Consider the following 26,126-nt stretch of genomic DNA (forward strand, 5'->3'; position numbering starts at 1 on the left):
CCATCCGGAGAACCCCCCGAGGAGCCCCGCGTGCCCACCCTCTTCGACCGCATTCTCGACGCGCACCAGGGCATCCGCCCGCAGGTGCCGGTGAGCACGCTCGAACGCAGCCGGCTGCTGTCGGACGAGCTCGGGTGCGACGTGTGGCTCAAGACCGAGCACCTCATGCCCACCGGTTCGTTCAAGGTGCGGGGCTCGGCCAACAAGATCCGCGTGCTCGGCGAGAGCGCGAAGCGGACCGGGGTGATCACCGCGTCGACCGGTAACCACGGCCAGGGCGTGGCCCGCGCCGGCAACCTCGCGGGGGTTGCCGTCACGGTGTACGTGGCTTCCTACACCGCACCGGCCAAGATGGCCGCGATCCGGGCGATGGGGGCCGAGCTCGTGGTGGTCGAGGGCGGCGCGCTCGACGCCGAGCTGGAGGCGCGCCGGCAGTCGGAGCGCCTCGGCAAGCCGTACGTGGCGCCCTACAACGACCTCGACACCGTCGCCGGCCAGGGCACGCTCGGCGTGGAGCTGGCCGAGCAGGTGCCGGACCTCGACGCCGTGTTCATCTGCACCGGGGGCGGCGGGCTGATCGGCGGCGCAGGCACGGCGCTGAAGCGGCTGAGCCCGCGCACGAAGGTCGTCGGCGTGTGGCCGGAAGCTTCCACCTGCATGCTCGACTCGCTGAAGGCCGGCGAGATCATCGAGACGCCGGAGTTCCCCACGCTGTCCGACGGTTCGGCCGGCGCGGTGGAGCCCGGCTCCGTGACTTTCCCGATCTGCCAGGAAGTGATCGACGAGACGGTCATGGTCACCGAGCCGGAGATCGCCCACGCGATGCGGAAGATCGCCGACGGCGAGCGCTGGATCATCGAAGGTGCCGCGGGTGTCGCTGTCGCGGGCCTGATCCGCACGGCCGAGCAGTACCGGGGCCAGAAGGTCGCGGTCGTCCTCTGTGGACGGAACGTGGCGCTGGAGACGTTCCTGGGCGCCATGGCTCTCGCACAGGAGTGAGCCGGGCGGGGTGGCGGGCCGGCGGCTCGCCACCCGGGCCCTTCAACCGGGCCGCAGGCGCCCGCTCATGCCCGGACCACCGCGGCGGAGCCGTCGGAACGCGGGTCGCTGCCGGCGGTGAAGGTGCCGTCCGGCGCGACCGAGACGACGTTGGTGTGCCCCAGGAATTCCGTCCGTGGCGGGACTTCCCGCAGCGGGAAGCCGTCGGCGGCGAGGTCCGCCACGGTCCTGGCCGCGAGGTCGGCTTCGTGGTGCACGGTGTCGGAGGCCTGGCCTTCGGCCCGCGCGCCGACGACCCAGCGCGGCGCGCTCACGGCTTCGGTGGGCGAGTCGCCGGCCAGCAGCCGCAGCAGCACCTGCGCGTGGATCTGCGGCTGGCCGTGCCCGCCCATCGTCGAGTTCACCCAGCGGACGCGGCCGTCCTCGCCGGTGACGAGCACGGGCATCAGCGTGTGCTTGGGTCGCTTGCCCGGCGCGATCACGTTGGGGGAGCGGGGATCGAGCGAGAAGCTGGTGCCCCGGTTCTGCAGGATGATGCCGGTCTCCGGTTCCAGCACGCCGGCGCCGAAGCTGTCGAACACGCTCTGGATGATCGACACGGCGTAGCCCGCGGAATCGGCCGCCGCCACGCCCACGGTGTCGCCGCGCGGGATCGAGGGAGCCGCGACCACGTCGGCGGCGCGCGGGTCCCGCAGCCCCGCGATCAGCTCGGTGAACCCGTCGTTCGCTACGTCCGTGGCGGCGAAGGCCGGGTCGGCCAGCAGGGTGTCGCGTACGCGGGTGCCGTCGTGGAACAGGCGGCCCAGTACAGCGGCCGGCGCCGTCCACGGCGTGGCGGCGAAGCCCAGCTCGGTGAGGGCCCGCACAGTCCGCAAGAGCGCGAAGCCCTGCGTGTTGGGCGGGCTGGTATGCACGCGGAACCCGCCCAGCGGTGCGGAGATCGCGGCCGTGTCCCGGGCCACGTACCCGGCGAGGTCGGCCGTCGTGAGTGGACAGTCGAGCGCCTGCAGGCCACGGGCCAGCGCCGCGCCCACCGCGCCTTCGTAGAGCTCGCCGGGCCCGCCGGCCGCGATCGCGCTCAGCGATTCCGCGAGCCTCGGCTGCACGAGCAGGTCACCTTCGCGAAGCGACGCACCGAACACCGCCCGCGAACCGGCGTCGGTGTCGAGGAGCGCCCGGTCGGTCACCAGCGCGGCGGCGAGCGAGCGCGCCACGGGAACGCCTTCGGCCGCGTACCCGATCGCGGCGTCGAACTGCGCGGCCCAGTCCAGCGCGGCACCGTGGCCGCGCAGCGCCTCCCAGCCGCGTACCGCGCCGGGCACGGTGATGGTGTCGGGCCCGCGTTCCGGCAGCCGCTCGCCGTGGCGGGCGCGCAGTGCGGTGAGGTCGCGGGCGGCCGGCGCCGTGCCGGTGGCGTTCACGCAGGTGATCGAGCCGTCGGGGGTGCGCACGAGCGCCACGAGATCACCGCCGAGTGCGGTGTTGTGCGGGTAGACGACGGTGAGCGCCGTGGCGGCCGCGAGGGCCGCGTCGATCGCGTTGCCGCCCGCGCGGAACGCCTGTTCCCCGGCGCGGGTGGCGAGGGCGTGCGGCGAGGCGATGGCGCCGGTGGTCGGGGACAAGGCAGCTCCTTCTTCGCGGCGAGCGGGCGTGCGCGGCGAGGCCCGGGGCAGTCCCGGCCGGGCGGGGTAAGCTGCGGTCACTGTAGCAGTGACGACAGAAACGGCACTAGCTGAATTGGATACTTCAGAACCGCGCACCCTCGCCAGCCGGGTCAACCACGAGTGGACCCGGCTGAGCAAGACCGAACGCGTCGTCGCGCGGTACCTCGTCGCGTCGCCGCCGCAGCGGATCATGCTGGCCACCGCCGGCGACATCGGCCGCACCACGGGCACGAGCGACGCCACGGTGGTCCGCACCGCGCGCCGGCTCGGGTACGCCGGGCTCCCGGACCTCAAAGCCGCGCTGGGCGAGAACTTCGGCCCGGCCACGCCACCGCAGATCAGCGAACGCCTCCAGCTGGCCCGTACCGCGCGTGACTTCTCGGCCACCGCAGACCGGGTCCTGGCCGACGCGCACGAGCGGATCACCGAGCTCGGCCGCAAGACCGACCCGGCCGCGCTGGCGAAGGCGCTGCAGCTGATCGCGCCCGCGGCCACGGTCTTCTGCTACGGCTGGGGCGTCAACGAGCTGAGCGCCCGCTACCTCGCCCTGAAGCTGAACCGCATCGGCAAGTTCGCGGTCTGCTCCGGTGCCACCGGCTTCACCCTCGCCGACGACCTGCTCAGCCTGTCGGCCCGCCACGCCGTGGTGATCTTCGCGCCCGGCCGCGCGTTGCCCGAGCTCGACACGCTCGTCGCCCACGCGCGGGCCGCCGGGGCCGGAACGATCCTCGTGACCGAGAACCTCGGCGAGGAGCTCACCGGCGCCGTCGACGTCGTCCTGCGCGACGAGGCGTCCGCGGGCGGCCTCACCGCCGAACCGCTGGGCGGGATGCTGCTGGCCGACATGCTCGTGCTCGCCACGATGGCCGTCGGGCGCGACCCCGCCGTCGACACCTACGAGCTGCTCACCCGCCTGCGCCGCGAGCTCGCCCCGGAAGCCTGACCCGTCCCCTCGAAGGAGAACCATGCCCCTGATCGCCGACGCCATCCTCGACCAGGCAAGGGAAACGGTCGCGCGGAACCTCCCAGCGACCCCGCTGCTGCCGTTCCCCGCCGCGGGCCTCGACGTGCCCGTGTTCCTCAAGTACGAGGGCGCGCAGCCCACCGGCTCGTTCAAGGTCCGCGGCGGCGTCACCGCCCTCACCGCGTACGCCGCCGGCGGCACGCCGGTCGTCACGGCCTCGGCGGGCAACCACGCGCTCGGCATTGCGCACGCGTCGCGACTGCTCGGCGCGAAGTCCACAGTGGTCGTTCCCGAAGCCGGCTCCCCGGCGAAGATCTCGGCCCTGCGCACCTACCCGGTGGATCTCGTGCTCGCGCCGGGCGGCTACGACGGCGCGGAGGCGAAGGCGCTGGAGCTCGCGGCCGGCGGGATGAAGTTCGTGTCCGCCTACAACGACCCGTACGTGATCGCAGGCCAGAGCACGCTCGTCGGTGAGGTCGCCGACAGCTTCGGCGAGGACTTCACGATCGTGGTGCCCACGGGCTCGGGCGGGTTGCTGGCCGGCACGGCGCTCGGCGCCCGCCGCGCCAAAGCGGACGTGCGCGTGGTCGGCGTCGAGTCCGCCGCCTGCCACGCGGTGTCCGCGGCGGTCGCGGCGGGACACCTCGTGACGGTGCCGGTGGGGGAGACGATCGCGGACGGGCTGGTCGGCAACCTCGAGCCGGGCACCATCACGCCCGACATCGTGCGCGAGGCCGGTGTCGAGCTGGTCGACGTCGACGAGCCCGCGATCCGCCGGTCGGTCCGCGAGTTCGCGCTCACGGCGGGGCTGGTCGCGGAGGGTTCGTCGGCCGCCGCGCTGGCCGCGTTGCGCGCGGGCCTGGTGCCGCTCGACCGGCCGGTCGTGCTCGTCGTATCGGGGCGCAACATCGCGGCCGAGCTGCTCGCGACGATCCTCACGGAGGGCTGAGCCGGGAGTTCCGACTTTCGTGGGTGTGCCGGGTTTGTCCCGGGCCGCCACACTGTGCGTTGCGGGACGGTCACCGTCGGTCCGTCCCCCGATGCACCCGTGAGGAGCCCCGATGAAGGTCAGGTCGTCGTGGAAGGCCGCACTGGCGGCGGTCGGCGTGCTGGTGGCGGGCCTGGCGAGCGGCGCCCCCGGCGCCACGGCCGCCGCGCCCGGGTCCGGTGCGCCGGTGTTCTGGCGGGTGCCGGCGAACGCGGACCAGGCGGCGGGGCTCGCGGGGGCCGGGTTCGACGTCGCCGAATCCGACCGCGAAGCCGCGTACGTCGTGGGTGACCAGGCCGTGGCGCGGCAGCTGCGGACGCTGGGGTACCGGCCGTCGTACTTCGACTCCGTCTACAAGGACGTGCCCGCCGCGTCAGCCCGGGCCGCGGCCGACACCTTCTACGGCGGCTACCGCACCGTCGCCGCGCAGGAAGCGCACCTGGCCCAGGTCGCCTCCGCGCACCCGGACCTCGCGACCGTGTACACGCTCGGTCCGTCGTGGAAGAAGACCAAGGGCCAGGGCGGACACGACCTGAAAGCCATCTGCCTCAGCAAGAAGCAGGCCGGCGACTGCACGCTGTCCACGACGTCGGCCAAGCCGAAGTTCGTGCTGATGGCCCAGATCCACGCGCGCGAGATCTCGACCGGCGAGCTCGCGTGGCGCTGGATCGACTACCTCGCCGACGGGTACGCGAGCGACGCGACCGCGAAGTCCATTCTGGACACCACCGAGGTGTGGGTGATCCCGATCGCCAACCCGGACGGCGTCGACATCGTGGCCTCGGGCGGCAACTCGCCCAAGCTGCAGCGCAAGAACGCCGACAACACCCGCGGCGGCTGCTCCGGCACCAACGTCGGCATCGACGTGAACCGCAACTCCACGTTCCACTGGGGCGGGGACTCGAACTCGCCGTGCGCCGAGACCTACCAGGGCGCAAGCGCCGGTTCGGAGCCGGAGACGCAGGCGCTGGAGAAGTTCTTCCGCGCGATCTACCCCGTGCAGCGCGGCACCGGAACCAACGACCCGGCGCCCACGACCGCCCGCGGCACGATGATCACGCTGCACAGCTACGGCAACGACATCGTGATCCCGTGGGGCTTCACGCAGGCGAACTCGCCCAACGACGCGCAGTACCGCAAGCTCGGTGCGAAGTTCACCGCCTCCAACGGCTACCTCGTGGGCACCAACCGCGAGACCGTCGGCTACGACACGAGCGGCACCACCGACGACTTCACCTACGGCGCCCTCGGCGTCGCGAGCTTCACCTTCGAGGTCGGTGCCTCGAGTGGCACGTGCGGCGGGTTCCTGCCGAAGTACTCCTGTGTGGACAGCACGTTCTGGCCGAAGAACAAGGGCGCGTTCATCACCGCCGCGCAGGCGGCCGCCGCGCCGTACCGGCAGTGAAGACCGGCGGCCAAATTCGTACACTTCTGTCGTAACTCGGCACGAAGACGGTCCTGAATGGGGAACTTCCGGACGCTGAACGCGTACCGTGTGGTCGGCGTCACCCGGCGTAGCTCCTGACACGACAGAGGCTAACTGTTTACGGTTGGGTCAGACACCGGCAGTCGCCCGACGCCGGGAGGACCTGATCGGGGAAGATCCATGGCCGAGCCGACCGTCTTCGTGCACGGGTTCCTCGACGACCACCGGGTCTGGGACGGTCTCGTCGCGGCGCTGCCGGCCGGCGGTGAGTACGTCGCCGCGGACCTCGCCGGCTGCGGTGACCGTGCGACGGAGGCCGGGCCCTTCACCTACGACCGGTTCGCCGCCGACCTGCTGTCCACTGTGGACTCGATCGGCGGCCCGTTCCTGCTGGTGGGCCACAGCATGGGCTCGGCCGTGGCCGAGCTGGTCGCAGCCGCGCGACCGGAGCTGACCAGCGGGCTGGTGCTCGTGAACCCGGTGCCGCTGGCCGGCACGCACCTGCCCGACGAGGCCATCGAGCCGTTCCGCTCGCTCGGCGAGGCCGGAGCCGAAGCGCAGCGCGCGGCGCGGGCGAACCTGTCGCCGAGCCTGAGCGCCGAGACCTCCGAACGCATCGGCGCGGCCGGGCTGCGCGTGCGTCCCGAGGTCGTGCGCGCGTTCGCCTCCTGCTGGAACAACGGCGCCCCCGAAGGGCACGCACCGAGCGGCTACCCGGGTCCGGTGCTCATCGTGCGCGGCCGGGACGACCCGTTCGTCACGGCCGACCTCGTGGCCGGCGCCGTCGCGCCGCGCTTCGCCGCGCCCGTCACGGAGGTCGTCGCCGGTGCGGGCCACTGGACCCACGCCGAGGCGCCCGCCCGGCTCGCCGAGCTGATCGCCCGGTTCACCGGCGGGCAGGCGCGCGGCTGGGCCGCCGGGTTCTCGCGCAAGAGCGCCGCCGCGTTCGGCGAGACGTTCGCCGAGGACGTGGTCCTCGAAGCCGCCGTGTTGCGCGAACCGGTCGAAGGCCGGGAGAACGTGCAGCGCGTGATGGCCGCCGCCAGCGCGATCTACGAGTCGCTGAAGTTCACGCACCAGACCGAGTCCGGCGAGCGCACGTACCTCGAGTGGGAGGCCGTGGCGTTCGGCGGCACGACGCTGCTCGGCGTCACCGTGCTCACCCGGGACGCGGCCGGCCGGATCGTGCGGGCGGCCATCCACCACCGCCCGCTCGGCGGCGCGCTCGAGTTCTCCGCGGAGCTGGGCCGGCGTCTGCCCGACCTCGCGGCCACCCACTTCCACCAGGAGGCCTGACATGACCACGCGAAACGACGTCGAGTTCGCCGGCGAGGACGGCGTGACCCTGCGCGGCTGGTTGTTCGTGCCGGACCAGCCGGGCCCGCGGCCCGCCATCACCATGGCCCACGGCTACGCCGGCGTGAAAGAACACGGTCTCGAACCCTTCGCCGAGGCGTTCGCCGACGCCGGTTTCGTGGTGCTGGTGCACGACCACCGCACGTTCGGCGCCAGCGACGGCACGCCGCGCCAGGACGTGGACCCGTGGCGCCAGATCGCCGACTGGCGCCGCGCGATCACCTTCCTCGAGGCCCGGCCCGAGGTCGACGCGGAGCGGATCGGCCTGTGGGGCACCAGCTACGCGGGCGGCCACGCGATCGTGCTGGGCGCCACCGACCGGCGGCTCAAGGCCGTGGTCGCGCAGGTGCCGACGATCAGCGGCGTCGAGCAGGGCCTGCGCCGCGTGCCGCCGGACGCGGTCGCGGCGCTGGAGCACGCGTTCGCCGAGGACGACCGCGCGGTGGGGCGGGGTGAACCTCCGCGCAGCCAGACGATCGTGAGCGCGGACCCGGCCGTGCCCGCCTCCTACCGCGCGCCGGACGCGGTCGGGTTCTACCTGCAGGACATCCCCGAGGGCATCTGGGAGAACCAGGTCACCGTGCGCTCCACGCGTGCCGCGCGGATGTACGAGCCGGGCTCGTGGATCAGCCGGGTGTCGCCGACGCCGCTGCTGCTGGTCGTGGCCCTGAACGACACGGTCACCGTGACCGACCTGGCGCTCGCCGCCTACGAACGCGCTCTGCAGCCGAAGCGGCTCGAACTGATCCCGGGCGGGCACTTCGACCCGTACGTCGCCGAGTTCGCCCGTTCCAGCGCCGCAGCCCGGTCCTGGTTCGAGCAGCACCTGTCCTGAGGAGCCCGCCGTGCCCCAGCTTTCCCTGAGCCGAGACAGTTCCGAGCACGTCGCCGTGCTCACGCTCCACAACCCGCCGCAGAACCGCATCGGCGTCCCGATGACGACGGAGCTGCTGGCCGCGGTCGACGAGATCACCGCCCGCGGCGCCCGCGCCGTCGTGCTGCACGCCGAAGGCCCCGACTTCAGCTACGGCGGCGACATCGTGCCGTGGGAAGGGCAGGACGTCCGCGAACTGCGGGCGTCGTTCGAGCTCTTCCTGCGCGCGTTCAACGCGGTCGAGCAGCTGCCGGTGCCCGTGATCGCCGCGGTGCACGGGTTGTGCTTCGGCGGTGGCTTCGAGCTGGCACTGCGGGCCGACGTGCTCTTCGCCGGCGAGTCGGCGCGGTTCGGCCACCCCGAGCAGACGCTGGGGATCGTGACGCTGCTCGGCGGGATCCACCGCGTCGCCGCGCGGGCCGGGCGGGCCCGGGCGATGGAGTGGGCGCTCACCTCCGAGCCGGTGCCGGCCGCCGAGATGGCTCAGCCGGGGTGGTCAACCGGGTGGTCCCGGACGAGCAGGTGTTCGCCGAGGCACTGGCGTTCGCGCGCCGCGTGGCGCAGGGCCCGACCCGGGCGCACGCCGTGCACAAGGCGCTGCTGCGCACGTGGGAGACCGGTGGCACGGCGGCGCGGACCAGGTGCTGTTCGACCTGTCGATGCCGCTGTTCGAGACCGAAGACGCCCGCCGCGGCCTGGCGTCGGCGATCACCGCGTACCAGGCGGGCCGGCCGCGGCCGGTGCTGACGTTCGACGGGCGCTGAGTCGTTCCCGAGCTGCCTGTTCCCGAGCTGCCTGTTCCCGAGCTGTCTTTTCATGAGCCGCCGACGCAGCCGAAAGCGGTCCGCCTGCGTCGGACCGGGTGGACTACCCTTTCCGTCTTGCGTGCTGGCCACAGGCGGTATAGTCGATCCGACAGAGTTGACGACGTGATGACTCTGCCGGGAGGAGTGCGAGATGAACTGGCCGGCGACCGATCGCTACGAGCTCGAGGTGAGCCCGGGCGGGCTGGGTTTCGTGCACGACCTGCTCAACACCCTCTCGGCCGGCAAGCCCCGGGAGAAGGACCTGCTCGCCGAGCTCGGCGACGCGCAGAAGTGGCTCGACGACGCGCTCGAGCGGTGGGCCGAGGCCACCGAACGCCCGGCCGAACGCGTCGAGCTGGCCGGCGACGACGTCGAGCGCCTGCGCGACCTGCGCGACGAGCTGCGCGACTTCACCGACCACGACGCCGAAGCCGGCACGGCCCTGCTGCACAGCGCGCCCGTGGTCCTGCAGCCCGGCGCCGACGGCTGGATCCGGCCCGAACCGCGTGGCACCGGCTGGCGGCGCGTGGCGTCGATCGTGCTCATCGAGGTGCTGGAGGCCCAGCGCGCCGACCGCTGGCGGCGTCTGAAGACCTGCCGCAACAAGCGTTGCGCGGTCGCTTTCTACGACCGCTCCCGCAACAACAGCGGCGTGTGGCACAACGTGCAGGTGTGCGGCAACGCGGTCAACCTGCGCGCCTACCGCGCCCGCCGGCGCACCCAGCAGAGCTCCTGACCCGGGTTCCCGGACCGGCGGCCCGGGGACCCGGCCGCGGTCAGTACGCCATCTCGTGGATGTCGGTGATCCGGTCGGCGGCGTTCACGGCGGCGTCGGCGAACAGCCCGCTGCCGCCGTAGTGGCTCAGCACGCTCTGCAGCTCGATCCCGGTCGAGCACTCGGTCGGCGGGCAGGTCTCGAACGGGAACCCGGCGGGGTCGACGGACTCGATCGTCGCGTTCGGGGCCAGCGGCAGCCGGTGCAGCCCCGGCACGTCGACCAGGTGCGGGCCCGCGCCGCCGTTCGGGGCGAGCGTGACCAGGTAGAACTCCGCCATCCCGGTCGCGCGGTCGAAGCGGGTGAAGCGCACTTCGAGGCTCTTGCCCGGAAACTTCAGCCCGGCGGCGGCCGCCGCCACCGGCTGCTGGGACTGGCCCGGCTGCTGCGCGGAAGACGACGGGGCCGCCGGCGCCCGCGTCGCGGTCGGGGCCACGGAGGTGGACAACGGCACCGACGGCACCGACGGTGCGGCGGGCCCGCCCGAGCACGCGGTGGCGAGCACCGCCGCCGAGACGGAAGCGGCGGCGAGAGCGCCTCTGAACACGGTTGTCCGCGCCATGTGATCATTCCCCCAGGATTCGCGAAAAGCTTGCTGTCACGGGGAAAGACGGCCGTGCGTCCCCGGCGTTGCGGCTGTGATCAACCCGTGACGCACGGGTGCCCTCGCGGTGGCCGGCTGTCCGGTCTGTCCGGTGTGGACTGCGCCGGTCGGACGAACCCGGCCACGGTTTCGACAGGCGTCGAGGAGTGTTCAGGTCGAGTTCGCCCCGAAACTGTTCCGCGACCGTAGGTTTCGCCCGTCCCACGTGCTCTCTCGCGCGTGCCGGCCGTTACCGGAGGTTCTCACCCATGTCCGATCTTTCCCGAAGAGGTTTCCTCGGCGCAGCCGCGGCGGTCACCGGTGCCGCGGTCGTCGGCGGCGGGCCGGCCGCCACCGAAGCCGCGGCGTCGCCCCGGCCGGCCGTGCCGGCGAAGCGGCACGGCGACCTGCGGGACATCAAGCACGTGGTGATCCTGATGCAGGAGAACCGCAGCTTCGACCACTACTTCGGCTCGCTCAAGGGCGTCCGCGGCTTCGGCGACCGCTCGGCGATCACGCTGCCCGGCGGCAACTCGGTGTTCCAGCAGCCCACGACGGCGCCCACCGCTCCGGGCACGACCACCCAGTACCCGTGGAAGCTGTCCGACGCCAAGGTGTCGCAGTACCCGGCCAACCACCAGCCGCCCACCTCCGAGGTCGGCGCGCAGGGCTACGGCGGCACCTCGCACAGCTGGGACGACCAGCACGGCGCCTGGTACGGCGGCCTCATGAACGGCTGGTACTACGCCAAGGGCGGCCCGACCACGCTCGGCTACCTCGACCGCTCGGACATCCCGTTCCACTACGCGCTGGCCGACACCTACACCGTCGGCGACGCCTACCACTGCTCCGTGCTCAGCGCGACCGGCCCGAACCGCACCTACCTGTGGAGCGGCTCGATCAACGCCGACAAGTTGCACGGCGACTACGTGGCCTTCAACGGCGGCGACGAGCTCGGCAAGCACCTGCTGTGGGAGACCTACGCCGAGTCGCTGCAGAAGGCCGGCCACTCGTGGAAGGTCTACCAGGGCTCCGACAACTATGGTGACAACGGTGTCGAGTACTTCGACACCTTCGCCAAGCTCGACCCGTCGCAGGGCGGCACCGCCGCGCCCGGCAACGTGTTCTACGACAACGGCGTGGCGATCGTCCCCGAGCCGCACACCGGCCTGAGCGCCAACGCCGACAACCTCACCGACGCGCTGCGCGCCGACGTGGTGGCGGGCAAGCTCGCGAAGGTCTCGTGGATGGTCACGAACCAAGCCTTCTCCGAGCACCCGGACGGTTCGCCGAACGACGGCGCCTACTACGTCAACAACGTTCTCGAGGCCCTCAACGCCGACCCCGAGGTCTTCAACTCGACACTCGTGATCATCGACTACGACGAGAACGACGGCCAGTTCGACCACGTGCCGCCGCCCGTGCCCGCGCCCGGCACCGACGACGAGTTCTACCTCGAGGCCTCCGGCGCGCTCGCCAGTGCCGGCCTCACCCAGCCGATGCCCGTGGGTCTCGGGTTCCGCGTGCCGCTGCTGCTGATCTCGCCGTGGACGCGCGGTGGCTGGGTGACCTCGGAGGTCTCCGACCACACGTCGGTGATCCAGTTCCTGGAGAAGTGGACCGAGGCGCTCGGCAAGACCGCGCACTGCCCGAACATCAGCGCGTGGCGCCGCAGCGTGTGCGGTGACCTGACGGGCGCGTTCGACTTCCACTCGCCGGTGTACGGCCTGCCGCGGCTGCCGAAGACCACCGTGATCGGCGACCCGGTGGGTGGTTCGTACCAGCCGCCGGTGACCACGAACAAGATGCCGAAGCAGGAGCCGGGCACCAAGAAGGCCCGTGCGCTGCCGTACCAGCCGAACGCGAACCTCGACGGGTTCACCACCTCGCTCGGCTCGACGCAGGCGAAGCTGTCGTTCAGCAACAACGGCAAGCACGTGCGCAAGGCCAGCCACTTCGCCGTGTACGACAACACCCAGGCGACCCCGTCGCTCAAGGACTACCCGGCGAAGTTCCCGGGCCAGTACACGGTGGCGCCGTCGAGCACGGTCTGGGACAAGACCACGCCGGGTTCGGTGCCGCTGGCCGGCAACCGCTACGACCTCACCGTGGTGGGCCCGAACCGCTTCCTGCGCCAGTTCACCGGTGACCTCGACGCCGCCGGCCTCACCGCGAAGGTCACCGCCGCCTACTTCGACGGCATCCTCGGCTTCGGCTCGCGGCCGCGGCTGCTGCTGGAGCTGGAAAACGACGGCTCGCGGCCGGTCACCTTCACCGTGAAGCACAACCAGTACTCCGACGACCGTCCGAAGACCTATCGCGTGCCCGCGCACGGCCGCGCGCTGCACTCGATCGACCCGTGCGGTTCGGACCACGGCTGGTACGACGTGACCGTGACCCTGGACGGCGACAAGTCCTGGGCGCGCCGCTACGCCGGCCACCTCGAGGACGGTTCGGACAGCATCACCGGCTGACGCCGGAACGTGGCAAGGGCGCGGGTGCGCGAGGGAAGGCTCGCGCACCCGCGCCCACACCAGGTCATCGCCCGGGCCCGGCGTGGCGCACCCGCCGCGGCGGCGGTGTGCCCGTTTCTCGCGGTTGAGTGCCCGATGGGCCCGTGCGTTTCGCGGCCGGGTGTCACGCGGCCGTCCTGGCCGGTCTCAGCCGGTCCGGGCTCGGCTCAGCTGGTGATCTCGATGTCGGGCAGCTCGTCGAGCTTGCCCTTCGGCAGCTCCTCGACGGCGGCGAACACCTTCTTCTGGTGCTCCTTGATGCGCTCGTCGAGCAGGCGGCTCAGCTCGAAGGCGAGCCGGCCGGTCTGGCGGACGGTGAGGTCGTCGACGAGCGGGTGGATCGCCGAGGTGATCACGATGCCCTCGGGGCTCCCGTCGGCCGCCTGCGAGACCCCGATCGAGTAGACCTCGCGCGGGTTGGCCTCGCCGAGCACCAGGTGCTTGCGGATCTTGCGCAGCAGCCCGTGCCACTCGAGCACCTCGCCCTGCACACCGGTGGCCTTGAGGTCGTCCTCGGTCAGGCCCATGCCGCGCTCGCCGGGGCGGAAGCAGCGCGCGTACGAGTTCAAGGCCGAGACCCACAGCGATTCGATCAGCACGGGGTCGCGTTGCGCCTCGCCACGTTCGAGCTCGACGACCAGGCGCTCGCAACAGCGCAGCGTGAACTGCAGGTCGTCGAAGATCGCCGCGAGGTCGGCCAGCGCGAGCGCCAGCGGAGTCCTGAGCTGGCGCGCGTTCTTGACCGGTGCCGTGGGTTGGGACATCCCGGGACGCTCCTGTCCTGCCGGTGCGAGTGTTGCCGCCATCACACCGCACCTCGGCCGGCTTGCGTGTCTCAATGTGCGACAGCGTTGTTGGCCCCGCCTCCGGCAGGGCGTGCGAGATCGCCTTTGAGTCGGTGTTTCGTCGGGCCGGTCGGATCAGCCTGGCGGCCGATCGGACCGCCCCGACGAAACACCGACGCGATCTCGCTGGTGGGTTGCGTCGATCATTCGGGTACAGAGTTAGTTGTGTGGCATTGATCGCGTGGAGGTGGCGAAGTTCCCGGCAAAGTAGTTCTGTGTGAGAACGAACTGTCGGAGAAGGGGGCCGCTGTGGCGATGCTGGTGGAGCGGCCGCGGCCGCGCGTGGTGCGTGAGCACCGGTTCGCCGGGTGGTTCGCGGTGGGCGCGGTGTGCTTCGGCGCGTTCATGGGCCAGCTGGACGCCAGCATCGTCACGCTCACGTTCCCGGCGCTGCAGCGCGAGTTCGGCGAGCCGCTCGCAGCGGTGCAGTGGGTGTCGCTGGCCTACCTGCTCACGCTGGTGGGGCTGCTCGCCGCGGTCGGCCGCCTCGCGGACGCCTACGGCCGCAAGCTGACCTACGGCTACGGCTTCGGCGTCTTCACCGCGGCGTCGATCGCGTGCGGGCTGGCGCCGACGCTGACGTGGCTCGTCGTGTTCCGCGTGGTGCAGGCGCTCGGCGCGGCGATGCTGCAGGCCAACAGCGTCGCGCTGGTGGTGGGCAGCGTGCGCCGCGAGAAGATGCGCGCGGCGCTCGGGGTGCAGGCCGCCGCGCAGGCGCTCGGTCTCGCGCTCGGGCCCGCGGTCGGCGGGCTGCTCGTGGACACCGTGGGCTGGCGGTGGGTGTTCCTGGTCAACGCGCCGGTCGGCCTCGTCGGCCTGGTCGGCGGGCGGTACCTGCTGCCGCGCACCCGCGAGCGCACGCCGCTGGGCCGCTTCGACGGCGCGGGCGTGGCGCTGCTGGCCACGGCGTCGACCGCGCTGCTGCTGGCGATCTCGGGCCTGTCCGGGCTGGCGCTGCCCGGCTGGACCGTGCCGGCGCTGTTCGTGGTGGCGGTGGTGGCGGCCGGCGCGTTCGTGCTGCGCGAGAACTCGGCGGCGAGCCCGATCCTGCGCCTCGCGGTGCTGCGGCCGCCGGTCGTGTCGTTCGGGCTGGTGGGCGCGCTGTGCGGCTACCTCGTACTGTTCGGGCCGCTGGCGCTGTTGCCGCAGGTCCTGGGCGCGCACGGCGCGACCGGCGTGGTGCTCACGAGCCTGCCCGCCGGCTTCGCGGTCGCCGCCGTGGCCGCCGATCGCGTGCTGCCCGCGGCGCTCGGCTCCCGCGTCCGCATCGGCGCCGGGGCGGCATTGGCGGCGGTCGGCTGCGCGGTGCTGGCCGGGGTGTCCGGTCCGTGGGAAACAGGCGTGTCGCTGTTCGCGGTGGGGCTCGGTCTGGGAGTGTTCATCCCGGCGAACAACTCGGCCGTCATGGGCGCCATCCCCACGCGGATGTCGGCCACCGGAGGAGGTCTGGTGAACATGGCCCGCGGACTCGGCACGGCGCTGGGCGTGGCACTGGTGACGTTGTGCCTGCACGCCGGGGGAACCGGCGGCCGGCCGCTCGCGCTCGCCGCCCTGGCCGTGGCGGCGGTGCTGGCCGCCGGCACGGGTCTCGCCGCCGGCTCCCGACCCTGTACCGCATGACGCCCGAACCGAACCTCGCCGACGTCGTCGCCCGCCTCCGGCGCGCCATGCGCCGCGCCGCGCGCACGGCCGACCCGGACAACACGCTGTCGGTCGCGCAGCTCGAACTGCTCTCGTGCCTGGCCGAGAACCCCGGCGCGCGCCCGAGCCGCGTCGCCCAGCTGCTGAAGCTGGCGCCGAACTCCGTCACGACCATGGTCACCGGCCTGCGGGCGCGTGACCTCGTCACGCGCACCAGCGGCAGCGACGACCGGCGGACGGTCGAACTCGAACTGACCGAGAGCGGGCAGGCGGCCGTGGACCGCTACAAGCACCACAACGCCGAGATCCTCGCCGCCGCGATCGACCGGCTGCACCCGGCGTGGCGGCACCTGATCGCGTCGGCCATTCCGGCGCTGGCCGAGCTCGTGGGCGCCATCGACCAGCTCGCCGAGACCGGCCCGCCGCACCCCGAACGTCCATAACGGACGGTCAGGCGCGGGCGATCGCCAGCGGTACCAACAGTTCTTCGTCGGTCACCGAGCCGTGCTGGCCCGTCATGCGGCTCAGCCGCGGTTCGGCCGCAGTGCGGACGACGGCCGTCCTCCCGCGGGCCGCGACGACGACGTCGCCGATGCGGGGGAGCACGGCGTCGGCGACGCGCGGGCCGAACCAGCCGGCCGCGACGGCGTCTTCGCGGCCGAGTACCCAGGCCTTCTCGCCGAGGGTTTCGCGCCACGCGGCGCGCACGTCGGGTGCCGCGCCCTCGACCGTGTAGACGTGGCGCGCGCGGGCTTCGCCGCCGACGGTGCGGACACCGGCCTGCAACACGGGTTCGGCGTCGTAGTCGACGCGCTCGCCGACGGTGACCATGCCGTGGTCGGCCGTCACGATCAGTGCCGAGCCGCTGGGCAGGCTGCCGGCGATCGTCTCGGCGAGGCGGTCGACGTAGGACAGCTGGTAGAGCCACGGCGTGCTGCCGGGGCCGTGCACGTGGCCGAGCAGGTCGAGGTCGGCGTGGTAGGCGTAGCAGAGACTCCGCGGCCGTTCCAGCGCGTCGGCGACGGCCGCCGTGAGATCGCCGAGCGCGTGCACGCCCTGGAACTCCCCGCCCCGCAACGCGGCTCGCGTGAGTCCGCTGTCGCGCTGGTCGCGCGGCCCGACCACGCGCACGGCGACGCCCGCCGCCGCCGCGCGTTCGAACGCGGTCGGGCGCGGCTGAAGCTCCTCCGGCACGACCCGCTCGCGCAGGTCGATCGGCTTGCCGCCGGTGTGGCGGCGCCAGCCGAGGACGTTGAGCACGTCCCGTCCGGCCTCGAAGGCATAGCCGACCACGCCGTGCTCGCCCGGCGTCAGGCCGGTGCCGAGCGACGCCACGCTGGTCGCGGTCGTGCTGGGGAAGCCGGCCGTCAGCGGGCGTGCCGACAGCCGCGCCAGAAAAGGCGCGGCGTCGGCGTGCGCCTGGAGTGAGGTCCAGCCGAGGCCGTCGACGAGCAGCACGCACACGCGGTCGGCGGCGGGCAGGTCGAGCGCGTTCCGTTCGCAGGCGACGCCGAGCCCGGCGAGCGCCGAGGGGACGACGTCGGCGAGGGTGCCCGCCGCGTACCGCTGCGCGAGATCTTCCATGGGCCTCACCCTAAGGCGACGGGGCCGGCGTAAGGATTCGGAAACGGGGGTCACGCGGTTTCGTGGCGTACAAAGGGACCAGAGGTGATGCCGGTGTCCGTCGTGCGACGTGAGCGCGGTCGTCGCTGGGCGGTGGTCGCCGTCGTGGCGGTCGCGCTGGTGGCGCTGCCGTCGCTCGTCGCCGCGCTGCGGCCCGCCGGGCCGGCCACCGGCGCCGGGCACCTGCGTGACCTCGTGCTGGGTTCGGCCGGAAAGCCGTACCAGGGCCTCGCACAGAGCCGGGGCTCGCTGGCGATCCCCGAGCTGCCGGACCTCGCCGACGTGTCGGCCCTGTTCTCCACCACCACGACCACGCGCGCCTGGTACGCCGCGCCCGACCGCTACCGCGTGGCGGTGCTGACCACGACGGGGGAGCACGACGTCTACCACCTGCCCGAAGGCGAATACACCTGGGACTACGGGGCGAACATGCTGACGAAGCTGACGGGCGACCCGGCTGTGCGGCTGCCGCGCGCGGGTGACCTGCTGCCCCCCGAGCTGGCGCGGTGGGCACTGCGGTCCGCGCCCATGGACCCGGTGAGCGCGCTGCCGCCGCGCAACGTCGCGGGTGTGCCGGCCGCCGGCTTCCGCCTGGTGCCCGCCGACCCGCAGACGACGATCGGCGGCGTCGACGTGTGGGCCGATCCGGGGACCGGGCTGCCGCTGCGCGTCGAGGTGACCGCGCGGGGCCAGCAGGCGCCGATGCTCACCGCGGAGTTCGAGGACGTCGAGCAGACCGCCCCCGTCGTCACCACGCCGGTGCCCGCGCCGGGCAGTGGCTTCACGGCCACCAATGCGCCGGACCTGTCGAACGCGCTGGGCGCGCTGGGCCGCGTCCGGCTGCCGCCGACGCTCGGCGGCCGGCCGGTGCGCGCCGCGAACTTCGGCGGCGTGCAGGGCGCCGCGCTCTACGGTTCGGGCCTCGCGACGTTCGCCGTGGTCGCCGTGCCGCGCGCGGTCGCCGACGGCGCGGCGGACGCCGCCGCCAAGGCGGGCGGAACCGCCATCACGCTGCCGCAGGGCTCGGCCGTGCAGCTCGCGGTCACGCCGTTGTCGCTCGCGATCGTGCGCCCGCCGAGCTCGCGGCGCGGATACCTGCTCGCCGGTCTGGTCACCCCGTCGGTGCTGGCCGCGGCCGCGGCCGACCTGGCCACGCTGCGCCGGAGCGGCCGATGATCGTCACGCGCGGGCTGACCAAGCGGTACGGCCGGACCGTGGCCGTCGACGCCGTCGACCTGGAGGTCCGCGAAGGCGACCGCTACGGCTTCCTCGGCCCGAACGGGTCCGGCAAGACCACGCTCGTGCGGATGCTGCTCGGGCTCGTCTACGCCACGAGCGGCGAGATCGAGGTGCTGGGGCAGCCGGTGCCGAAACGGCTCGCCGACGTGCTGCCCGACGTCGGCGCGCTCGTCGAGGGCCCCGCCGCCTACCCGCACCTTTCGGGCCGGCGCAACCTGGCGCTGCTCGACGCCGCCGGCCGACACCGCGGCCGGCGCACCCGCCGGCGGCGCATCGAGGAGGCGTTGGAACGCGTGGGTCTCGCCGGCGTCGACCGGCGGCCGGTCAAGGCGTACTCGCTGGGCATGCGCCAGCGCCTCGGGCTGGCCGGCGCCCTGCTCGACGGCCCGCGGCTGCTGGTGCTCGACGAGCCCACCAACGGTCTCGACCCCCAGGGCATCAAGGAGATCCGGGAGCTGCTGCTGGAGCTCAACCGCAATGGCACCACGGTTTTCCTGTCCAGCCACCTGCTCACCGAGATCGAGCAGCTGTGCACCCGCGTCGGCATCGTCGACCACGGCCGCCTGGTGCTCGACGGCGAGGTCGCCGCTCTGCGCGGCGCCACCGGGCGCGTCCTGCTCCGTACGCCCGACCCCGCCGCGGCCGCCGCCGTGCTCGACGGACACCTCGAACACCGCGACGGCGAACACCTCGTCGTCCGCTACGCCGACGCCGCGGAGCTCAACACCCGTCTCGTGAGCGCGGGCGTCCGGGTGAGCGACCTGCGGGAGGAGCACCGCACCTTGGAACAGGTCGTCCTCGACGTGACGAGCCACGGCTCGGACCGCTTCGGAGGCACGCGGTGATCGGAGTCGAACTGCGCAAGCTCGCGTTGCGCCCGCGCGTGTGGGTGAGCGTGCTGCTGTTGTGCCTGCTGCCGGCGATCGTGGCGGTGTTCCTGGCGACCGCGGACTTCGCGCCGCCGCCGGGGCAGGGCGGGGCGTTCCTGTCGGCGGTGGTGAGCGACGGGTCGCTGTACCCGGCGGCCGCGCTCGCGCTGGTGCTGCCACTGTTCCTGCCGATCGCGGTGGCGGTCGTGGCCGGGGACTCGGTGGCGGGGGAGGCCTCGGGCGGCACGCTGCGGTACCTGCTGGCGCGCCCGGCCGGGCGGACGCGGCTGCTGACGGCCAAGCTCGTGGCGCTCGCGGTGTACGTGACGGCGGCGATCGCGATCGTGGTCCTCACGTCGCTGGTGATCGGGATCCTGTTGTTCGGCACGGGCGGCGAGGTCGGGGCGGGCGGCCAGGCGGCCCAGGTCGTGACGTTGTCGGGCACGTCGCTGAGCTCGTCGTCGCTCGCGTTGCGGTTGCTGGGGGCCGTGGCCTACATCGTGTTGTCTATGCTCGGGTTCGCGGCGATCACGATGTTCCTGTCGACGCTGGCGGACTCCGCGCTCGGGGCCGCGCTCGGCGGGCTGGCCGTGCTCATCACGAGCTCGGTCCTGGAGACGCTCGACGCGGCCGCGCCGGTGAAGCCGTACCTGCCCACGCACTACTGGCTGTCGTGGCTCGACTTCTTCCGCGATCCCGTGCTGTGGCACAACATCGACCGCGGGCTGCTGCTGCAGGCCGGCTACATCGTGGTGTTCTTCGGCGCCGCGTGGGCGAACTTCGCGACCAAGGACGTCACGAGCTGAGCGCCGCGCACGAGGCCGGCACCGACAACGGCGCCGTGCCGATCGCGTTCAGCACGAGACCGGTCACGGCCGGGTCCGTCGGCAGGTCGCCGTGCGCGGCGGTGTCGGCGGGGCACACCTGCTGCAGTGCCACGTTCACCGCGCCGTCGAGCCGCGCCGACTCCGGCGGCGTCACGGTCCGGTCGAGCCGCGTCCACACCGAAAGCCACGGCAGGCCCGGCGGGATCGGCGGCAGCTGCCGCAGCAGGGCGCTGCCGGGCGTGAGCTGGCGGCAGGCCGTGGGACACGCACTCGGCGCGAGCACGCCGCCGGCGGTGGCGAGCGTGGTGCCGTGCATCGGCGCGCCGAGCGTGATCACGCGGCGCGCCTGGTGCTCGCCGCCTTCGCGCGCGACCCACAGCCGCGCGACGACCCCGCCCGCCGAGTAGCCGACCACGTCCACCGACGGGGCTCCGCCGGCGTACGCGCGTTCGACGGCCTGCGTCAGCACGTCCACCTGCTGCAGGAGATCGCCGGTGCCGTCGCCGGCGAGGGTGAGCACCTCGGTGTCCCGGCCGGTGGCCTGGTGGATGCGGCCGGCCAGCTGTTCGAGCGAGTCCCGGCCCCCGCCGTAGCCGGGCACCAGCAGCACCGGCCCGGGCGTGTCCTGCGCGGGGCTCCCGGCACGAGGTACGCCGGAGCCGCCGCCGACGGACACCGCCGTGACCACGCCGGCGGCCACCACGAAGAGCGCCACGGCAGCGACGAGCAGCCGACGCCGCGGGCTCAGCGCTCGCACACCCGGCCACCTCATGGCTCCATGATGATCCCGGGCGTGCGGGACCTCCGTGAGCTGAGCGTTCCGAGCGCTCAGCGTTTCAACCACTCAGCGTTTCACCCACTCAGTGGTCGGGCGTGACGATGCCGTACTCGTGGATCTTGCGGTAGATCGTCGCGCGCGAGATGCCGAGCAGCTGCGCCGCGCGCGGTTTGTTGCCGTGGGCCTCCTCGAGGCTGCGCACGATCGCGTCGCGCTCGATCGACTCGAGCCCCTTCAGCGGCCGTTTCGCGATGGCCTGGTACTCGGCCGGCAGGTCGCTCGGCTGGATCGCCCCGAGCCGCCGGTGCTGCGCGACCTTCTTGAGCACCTGGTAGAGCTGCGCGGTGTTGTCCGGCCAGTCGGCGCGCATCAGCAGGTGCAGCGCCGTCGGCGAGCACGAGAGCCGGCTGCCGCGCGAGAGCTTCGCGAGGAAGAACGGCACGAGCTCGGTCAGGTCGTCGATGTGGCGGCGCAGCGGCGGCACGGTCACCGTCCGCGGGAAGAACGCCAGCGACTCGGCCAGGTCCGGCGTCGTTTCGGCCTCCGGGGCCAGCGTGACCGCGAGCCACGGCGCATTGGCGCCGTACGCGGTACGCACTTCTTCGAGCACCCCGGAGAACGCCTTCAGCTGCTCGCCGCGCAGCGACTCCAGGTGCTGCACCACGAGCGTGTCGACCGGATCGTCGATCAGGTCGCGCCGGAGGTCGCAGAGCCAGTCGTCCTCCGCCGCCTCGCGCGCGTCGAGCGTGTGCAGCCGGCCGGTCGGGTTGCGCCGCTGGTGCACGCCCTTGGCGAGGCTCAGCTTCCCGGTGCCCGGCTCGCCCGCGAGCACGAGCCACTCGCCGCGGCTGTAGCCGGCGTCGACGTCGTGCGTGCAGCGCAGCCACGACGGCGCCGAACCGACCAGGCCCGGCAGGAACATCGGCAGCATCGGCACGGGCACGCCGCTCGACTCGGCCTCCGAGACGATCAGCTTCACCGAGAGCACGCCGCCCACGACGTCGTCCTCGTGCTGGCCCGGCACGCGGCGGCAGTGCATCTTGACCTTGCCCCCGCCCGAGAGCGTCACGGTCGCGGTGTTGCGCCGGTACTCCGACAGCGCCTGCGCCGCGTGCCCGAGCAGGATCGACTGGTCGGCGGAGTTGAGCAGCTGGCGCGCGCTGTCGTTCATCATCACGATGTCGTCGTTGAACGCCATCACGATGCCGGTCGTGCGGCGGCACGCCTGCAGGTAGGACTGGAAGAGGATCAGCTCGCGCAGGTTGCTGTGCGTCAGCAGCGCTTGCTGGATCTGCTCGGCCGTGCTGCGCGCGAGCGCGATCAGCAGCCCGCCCGCGTCCTTGCGCCAGCACGTCAGGTCGACGGCGCCGATCATCTTCCCGGAGATCGGGTGGTGGATGGGAACGCCCGCGCACGCGAGGTTCTCCAGGTGCTCGGCGTAGTGCTCGTGGCCGAACACGTGCGTCGGCTGGTCGTCCTCCAGCGCGGTGCCGATGCCGTTGGTGCCCACGAACTTCTCGCCGTAGCTGAAGCCGGGGACCAGTTCCACCCGTTCGAGGTGGCGGTGCAGATCGGTGTCGCCGGTGCGCTGGCTCAGCACCGTGCCGGTCGGGTCGGCGAGGATCATGCTGATCGGCTGCCCGTCCAGCTGGTCGCCGAGGCGTTGCATGACGAGTTTCGCGCTGTGAATCAAGGGAGTGTCGAGGTTGACCTCGCCGAGGTAGGGCAGGTCGATGCGATCGGCGGGCACGCGGAAGTGCCGCGACCGCCACCACGAGGCGAGGATCGCCTCGCGGACTTGGTCCGGCTCAATGGTTTCCGATGTCAGAAAGCGAATCCGGGTCCTCGCCAGACCGTCCTCGTCGGGCAGGATCGCGGCCGGGTTCGGTGCGACCTGGCGGGCGGGTGGACTCTTCACCACGGCTCGACCTCCTGTCGCTGCCCACGTCGTTGTGTCGCAGTACCGGGTCGTGCCCAGCTTAGGACACGTGTCCAGCGCGGGTCTCACCTTGAGACGCGATCCTCGCGCGCGCGGGGTTCTCATGGGGGAGTCCGGACCAGCGCGCAGGAGGACCCGAATGGATGAACAAACCGAGGAGACGTACAACCCCTGGACGGTTGTCGACCTGGTGTTCCGCCACCTCGTGGACATCGGGCTGCACCCGACGCTCGGCTCCGGCGGCCCGCCCGGCGAGCCGGCCGCGGAACTGCTGCGTGCGCTCGGGATCACCCCTACGGCGGAAGGAGACGTACGCATCCAGCACGAGAAGGAGTCGCAGCTGGCCCAGCTGCGGGCCGCGATGATGGAGGACGGCTGAAAAAATCTCCGCGGCTTGTCTCGTATTGAGACTCGCGGTTCCGCGGGCCGCCCCCTTAATCGTGTTCGCAGGACTTGACGCCCCGGTCCGCACCGGGTGAACCGGGTACCGAGGTACGGGCAGGGCGAGCCAGCAGCCGTCGTGGCGCGACGGGTAAGGAGAGACCATGAGCCGCCAGAGCGTGGCGAAAGCCCACCAGAAGATCCAGGAGCTGTCGTGGGAACCGGTGTACCACCAGCCGGTGTCGCACTACGGAACCGATTACACGTTCCACAAGGCCAAGAAGAAGGACCCGCTCAAGCAGGTGCTCCGTTCCTACTTCCCGATGCAAGAGGAAAAGGATCACCGCGTTTACGGGGCCGAGGACGGCGCCATCCGAGGCAACATGTTCCGGCAGGTCCAGGAACGGTGGCTGGAGTGGCAGAAGCTGTTCCTGTCCATCATCCCGTTGCCGGAGATCTCCGCGGCGCGGGCCATGCCACTGCTGTTCCGCACGGTGCCGAACCCGGAACTGCACAACGGCCAGGCGATCCAGATGATCGACGAGGTACGCCACTCGACGATCCAGCAGAACCTGAAGCGCCTGTACATGAACAACTACATCGACCCGGCGGGTTTCAACTCGAGCCTGCGCAACTTCCAGAACGACTACTGCGGCACGATCGGCCGGCAGTTCGCCGAGGGCTTCATCACCGGTGACGCCATCACCGCGGCGAGCATCTACCTCACGATCGTGGCCGAGACGGCGTTCACGAACACGCTGTTCGTCGCCATGCCCGCCGAGGCCGCGGCCAATGGCGACTACCTGCTGCCGACGGTGTTCCACTCGGTGCAGTCCGACGAGTCGCGCCACATCAGCAACGGTTACGCCACGCTGTTGATGGCACTTTCCGACGAAAGCAACCACCAGTTGCTCGAACGCGACCTGCGTTACGCGTGGTGGAACAACCACCGGGTGGTCGACGCGGCCATCGGCACCTTCATCGAGTACGGCACGAAGGACCGCCGCAAGGACCGGGAAAGCTACGCGGAGATGTGGCGCCGGTGGATCTACGACGACTACTACCGCAGCTATCTCGTCCCGCTCGAGAAGTACGGTCTGGTCATTCCGCACGACTTGATCGAAGAAGCGTGGAAGCAGATCTGGGACAAGGGCTACGTGCACGAAGTCGCGCAGTTCTTCGCCACCGGGTGGCTCGCCAACTACTGGCGCATCGACCCGATGACGGACGAGGACTTCGAGTGGTTCGAGTACAAGTACCCGGGCTGGTACGACAAGTACGGCAAGTGGTGGGAGAACTACAGCCGCCTGTCCGTGCCGAACGGGCACAACCCGATCGCGCTGGAAGACGTCGACTACGTCTACCCGCACCGGTGCTGGACCTGCATGGTCCCGTGCCTCGTGCGTGAGGACATGGTCATGGCGGAGGTCGACGGGCAGTGGCGGACGTACTGCCACGAAGCCTGCCGGTGGACCGACGTCGAGGCGTTCCGGCCCACGTACCAGGGCCGCGAGACCCCGAACATGGGCCAGCTCATCGGTTCCCGCGAGTGGGAGACGCTCTACCACGGCTGGAACTGGGCCGATGTGGTGTCCGACATGGGCTACGTCCGCGACGACGGCAAGACCCTGGTCGCCCAGCCGCACCTCGACCTGGACCCGAAGAAGATGTGGACGCTGGACCACCTGCGCCGGTGCCCGCCGCTGCAGAGCCCGAACGTGCTGCTCAACGAGATGAACGCCGAGCAGCGGGCCGCGTTCCAGGACGACTACAACCGCCAGGGTCCGGCAGGACGGCCCGCAAGGGCAGCGTCCTGATCGGACGGACAACCGGTCTCCGCCGGCGATCGGGTGCCGCTCTCGCGGTGGCACCCGATCGCCGACGGTGGCGACCCGGGATGTGTGCGAACTCCGGCGTTCAGGCAGGGAAGCGATGGGAAACAAGCACCACGTCCGCTTCGAACCGGTCGGCATCGAGATCGAGGTCGACGAGGACCACAACATCCTGCGAGCGGCTGCCGAGCAGGGCGTCATGCTCATGCACGGGTGCAAGGAGGGGCAGTGCGCCTCCTGTAAGTCGTTCATCCTCGACGGCGACGACGTCGACCACGACCGGTACTCCACGTTCGCGTTGCCCGACTTCGAAAAGGAGGAGGGCTTCACGCTGCTGTGCCGGGCGCACGCGTACGAGGACCTGACGATCGAACTGCTCAACTACGACGAGGAGATGATCCACTCCGGACTGCCGATCCAGGAGGCGGTCGCGGAGGTGGTTTCCCTCGAGGAGGTCACGCACGACCTGCGTCGGCTCGTGGTCCGGCTCATCGACGCCGAGTCGTTCAAGTTCTTCCCCGGCCAGTACGTCGACTTCGTGGTCCCAGGACACGAGGCCACCCGGTCGTTCTCGATGGCGAACACCCCCGGCCGGGACTCCGGCCTGCTGGAGTTCGTGATCAGGATCTACCCGGACGGGTTGTTCTCGCACTTCCTGGACACCGCGGTGTCGGTCGGGGACCGGCTCGACGTGTCGGGCCCGTTCGGGGTCTTCACCCTGCGGGACGCGCCCGAGCGGGATCTGGTGTTCCTCGGTGGCGGCGCCGGCATGGCGCCCATCCTCTCGCTGCTGCGGTCCATGGCCGAGCGCGGCATCGAGCGGAAGGCGACCTACTACTACGGCGCCCGTCGCAAGAGGGACCTGTGTTTCGAGAGCGAGCTGACGGCTCTCGAGGACAAGATCCCGGGTTTCCGGTTCGTGCCTGCGCTGTCCGAACCCGAGCCGGGTGAGGACTGGGACGGCGAGACCGGCCTGATCACCGACGTGGTGCGGCGGCTCGAGACCGACCTGGGCCGCACCGACGTCTACGTGTGCGGGCCGCCGCCCATGGTGGAGGCGGCCCTGGAACTGCTGCCGGCGCTCGGCGTGCCGGAGAAGCGGATCTTCTACGACAAGTTCACCACGACCGGCGATGCGGACGAGACGTGAGTCCGGCTGGGAAACCGACGCAACGACGAGGCCAGTGCCCGACGCGAAGGAATG

At 71.9% G+C, this 26,126-nt stretch carries 23 protein-coding genes and 1 pseudogene; 18 read left to right on the plus strand and 6 right to left on the minus strand.

Annotated elements, in window-relative coordinates:
- The first annotated feature begins 30 nt into the window (after positions 1-30).
- Positions 31-999: a threonine/serine dehydratase gene (locus AB0878_RS09140; RefSeq protein ID WP_366578055.1), complete on the plus strand. Its 969-nt coding sequence runs from the start codon at positions 31-33 to the stop codon at positions 997-999.
- Between the two features lie 65 nt (positions 1,000-1,064).
- On the opposite strand, the gene AB0878_RS09145 is transcribed toward AB0878_RS09140, so the two are convergent.
- The gene (locus tag AB0878_RS09145) at positions 1,065-2,621 is read right to left on the minus strand and encodes a gamma-glutamyltransferase (RefSeq protein WP_366578056.1); all 1,557 of its coding nucleotides are present in this window, start codon (positions 2,619-2,621) and stop codon (positions 1,065-1,067) included.
- Between the two features lie 115 nt (positions 2,622-2,736).
- On the opposite strand from AB0878_RS09145, the gene AB0878_RS09150 reads away from it, so the two are divergent.
- The 8 genes and pseudogenes from AB0878_RS09150 to AB0878_RS09185 all read left to right on the plus strand — a co-directional run bounded on the left by AB0878_RS09150 (position 2,737) and on the right by AB0878_RS09185 (position 9,813).
- On the plus strand, positions 2,737-3,606 hold the full coding sequence (locus tag AB0878_RS09150) for a MurR/RpiR family transcriptional regulator (protein ID WP_366578058.1): 870 nt from the start codon (positions 2,737-2,739) through the stop codon (positions 3,604-3,606).
- 22 nt (positions 3,607-3,628) lie between these two features.
- A complete protein-coding gene (locus AB0878_RS09155; protein ID WP_366578060.1) occupies positions 3,629-4,576 on the plus strand; it encodes a pyridoxal-phosphate dependent enzyme in 948 nt (315 codons plus the stop codon).
- Positions 4,577-4,688: 112 nt separating this feature from the next.
- A complete protein-coding gene (locus tag AB0878_RS09160; RefSeq protein WP_366578061.1) occupies positions 4,689-6,020 on the plus strand; it encodes a M14 family zinc carboxypeptidase in 1,332 nt (443 codons plus the stop codon).
- Between the two features lie 201 nt (positions 6,021-6,221).
- Complete coding sequence (locus AB0878_RS09165; protein ID WP_366578062.1) at positions 6,222-7,337, plus strand: alpha/beta fold hydrolase; 1,116 nt, start codon at positions 6,222-6,224, stop codon at positions 7,335-7,337.
- A 1-nt stretch (position 7,338) separates the two neighbouring features.
- On the plus strand, positions 7,339-8,232 hold the full coding sequence (locus AB0878_RS09170) for an alpha/beta hydrolase (RefSeq protein ID WP_366578064.1): 894 nt from the start codon (positions 7,339-7,341) through the stop codon (positions 8,230-8,232).
- Positions 8,233-8,332: 100 nt separating this feature from the next.
- Positions 8,333-8,728 (plus strand): annotated as a pseudogene (locus tag AB0878_RS09175) (enoyl-CoA hydratase/isomerase family protein); the annotation flags it as partial.
- 151 nt (positions 8,729-8,879) lie between these two features.
- Positions 8,880-9,035, plus strand: coding sequence for a hypothetical protein (locus AB0878_RS09180; protein ID WP_366578727.1), 156 nt, complete (start codon positions 8,880-8,882; stop codon positions 9,033-9,035).
- A gap of 193 nt (positions 9,036-9,228) precedes the next feature.
- Positions 9,229-9,813, plus strand: coding sequence for a CGNR zinc finger domain-containing protein (locus tag AB0878_RS09185; protein WP_366578066.1), 585 nt, complete (start codon positions 9,229-9,231; stop codon positions 9,811-9,813).
- A gap of 40 nt (positions 9,814-9,853) precedes the next feature.
- Here AB0878_RS09185 and AB0878_RS09190 read toward each other — a convergent pair whose 3' ends face one another.
- Complete coding sequence (locus AB0878_RS09190; RefSeq protein ID WP_366578068.1) at positions 9,854-10,414, minus strand: hypothetical protein; 561 nt, start codon at positions 10,412-10,414, stop codon at positions 9,854-9,856.
- A gap of 290 nt (positions 10,415-10,704) precedes the next feature.
- Between AB0878_RS09190 and AB0878_RS09195 the strand changes: the two genes are divergently transcribed.
- Positions 10,705-12,909 (plus strand): phosphocholine-specific phospholipase C, encoded by a 2,205-nt coding sequence (locus tag AB0878_RS09195; RefSeq protein WP_366578069.1) that lies wholly within the window; start codon positions 10,705-10,707, stop codon positions 12,907-12,909.
- A 206-nt stretch (positions 12,910-13,115) separates the two neighbouring features.
- Here AB0878_RS09195 and AB0878_RS09200 read toward each other — a convergent pair whose 3' ends face one another.
- Positions 13,116-13,712 (minus strand): hypothetical protein, encoded by a 597-nt coding sequence (locus AB0878_RS09200; protein ID WP_220239294.1) that lies wholly within the window; start codon positions 13,710-13,712, stop codon positions 13,116-13,118.
- A gap of 336 nt (positions 13,713-14,048) precedes the next feature.
- On the opposite strand from AB0878_RS09200, the gene AB0878_RS09205 reads away from it, so the two are divergent.
- Positions 14,049-15,413, plus strand: a complete 1,365-nt coding sequence (locus AB0878_RS09205; RefSeq protein ID WP_366578708.1) for an MFS transporter — start codon at positions 14,049-14,051, stop codon at positions 15,411-15,413.
- Positions 15,410-15,877: a MarR family transcriptional regulator gene (locus tag AB0878_RS09210; protein WP_366578071.1), complete on the plus strand. Its 468-nt coding sequence runs from the start codon at positions 15,410-15,412 to the stop codon at positions 15,875-15,877. Before AB0878_RS09205 ends, AB0878_RS09210 begins: the two co-directional genes overlap by 4 nt.
- A gap of 7 nt (positions 15,878-15,884) precedes the next feature.
- On the opposite strand, the gene AB0878_RS09215 is transcribed toward AB0878_RS09210, so the two are convergent.
- Positions 15,885-17,018: a nucleotide pyrophosphatase/phosphodiesterase family protein gene (locus AB0878_RS09215; RefSeq protein ID WP_366578072.1), complete on the minus strand. Its 1,134-nt coding sequence runs from the start codon at positions 17,016-17,018 to the stop codon at positions 15,885-15,887.
- A gap of 87 nt (positions 17,019-17,105) precedes the next feature.
- Here AB0878_RS09215 and AB0878_RS09220 point away from each other — a divergent pair, with 87 nt between their 5' ends.
- From AB0878_RS09220 to AB0878_RS09230, 3 genes are read left to right on the plus strand one after another with little or no spacing between them, the layout of a single operon-like run.
- Entirely contained in the window at positions 17,106-18,233 is a 1,128-nt protein-coding gene (locus tag AB0878_RS09220; RefSeq protein WP_366578074.1) for a hypothetical protein, read from the plus strand.
- A complete protein-coding gene (locus AB0878_RS09225) occupies positions 18,230-19,141 on the plus strand; it encodes an ABC transporter ATP-binding protein (RefSeq protein WP_366578076.1) in 912 nt (303 codons plus the stop codon). Before AB0878_RS09220 ends, AB0878_RS09225 begins: the two co-directional genes overlap by 4 nt.
- Positions 19,138-19,971 carry an ABC transporter permease gene (locus AB0878_RS09230; protein ID WP_366578078.1) on the plus strand — a complete coding sequence of 278 codons (834 nt, stop codon included), beginning with the start codon at positions 19,138-19,140 and terminating at the stop codon, positions 19,969-19,971. Before AB0878_RS09225 ends, AB0878_RS09230 begins: the two co-directional genes overlap by 4 nt.
- Here AB0878_RS09230 and AB0878_RS09235 read toward each other — a convergent pair.
- Both AB0878_RS09235 and AB0878_RS09240 read right to left on the minus strand, forming a co-directional pair.
- Complete coding sequence (locus AB0878_RS09235; protein ID WP_366578080.1) at positions 19,961-20,764, minus strand: lipase; 804 nt, start codon at positions 20,762-20,764, stop codon at positions 19,961-19,963. The two genes, AB0878_RS09230 and AB0878_RS09235, sit on opposite strands and share 11 nt — an antisense overlap.
- Before the next feature lie 88 nt (positions 20,765-20,852).
- Positions 20,853-22,688: a helix-turn-helix domain-containing protein gene (locus AB0878_RS09240; protein WP_366578082.1), complete on the minus strand. Its 1,836-nt coding sequence runs from the start codon at positions 22,686-22,688 to the stop codon at positions 20,853-20,855.
- Positions 22,689-22,848: 160 nt separating this feature from the next.
- Here AB0878_RS09240 and AB0878_RS09245 point away from each other — a divergent pair, with 160 nt between their 5' ends.
- The 3 genes from AB0878_RS09245 (at position 22,849) to AB0878_RS09255 (ending at position 26,072) form a co-directional block, all read left to right on the plus strand.
- Positions 22,849-23,088, plus strand: a complete 240-nt coding sequence (locus AB0878_RS09245) for a hypothetical protein (RefSeq protein WP_366578084.1) — start codon at positions 22,849-22,851, stop codon at positions 23,086-23,088.
- 166 nt (positions 23,089-23,254) lie between these two features.
- Entirely contained in the window at positions 23,255-24,907 is a 1,653-nt protein-coding gene (locus AB0878_RS09250; protein WP_366578086.1) for a methane monooxygenase, read from the plus strand.
- Positions 24,908-25,022: 115 nt separating this feature from the next.
- A complete protein-coding gene (locus AB0878_RS09255; protein WP_366578088.1) occupies positions 25,023-26,072 on the plus strand; it encodes a 2Fe-2S iron-sulfur cluster binding domain-containing protein in 1,050 nt (349 codons plus the stop codon).
- Positions 26,073-26,126: the final 54 nt, after the last annotated feature.

The sequence above is a fragment of the Amycolatopsis sp. NPDC047767 genome (assembly GCF_040704195.1).
GTDB lineage: Bacteria > Actinomycetota > Actinomycetes > Mycobacteriales > Pseudonocardiaceae > Amycolatopsis.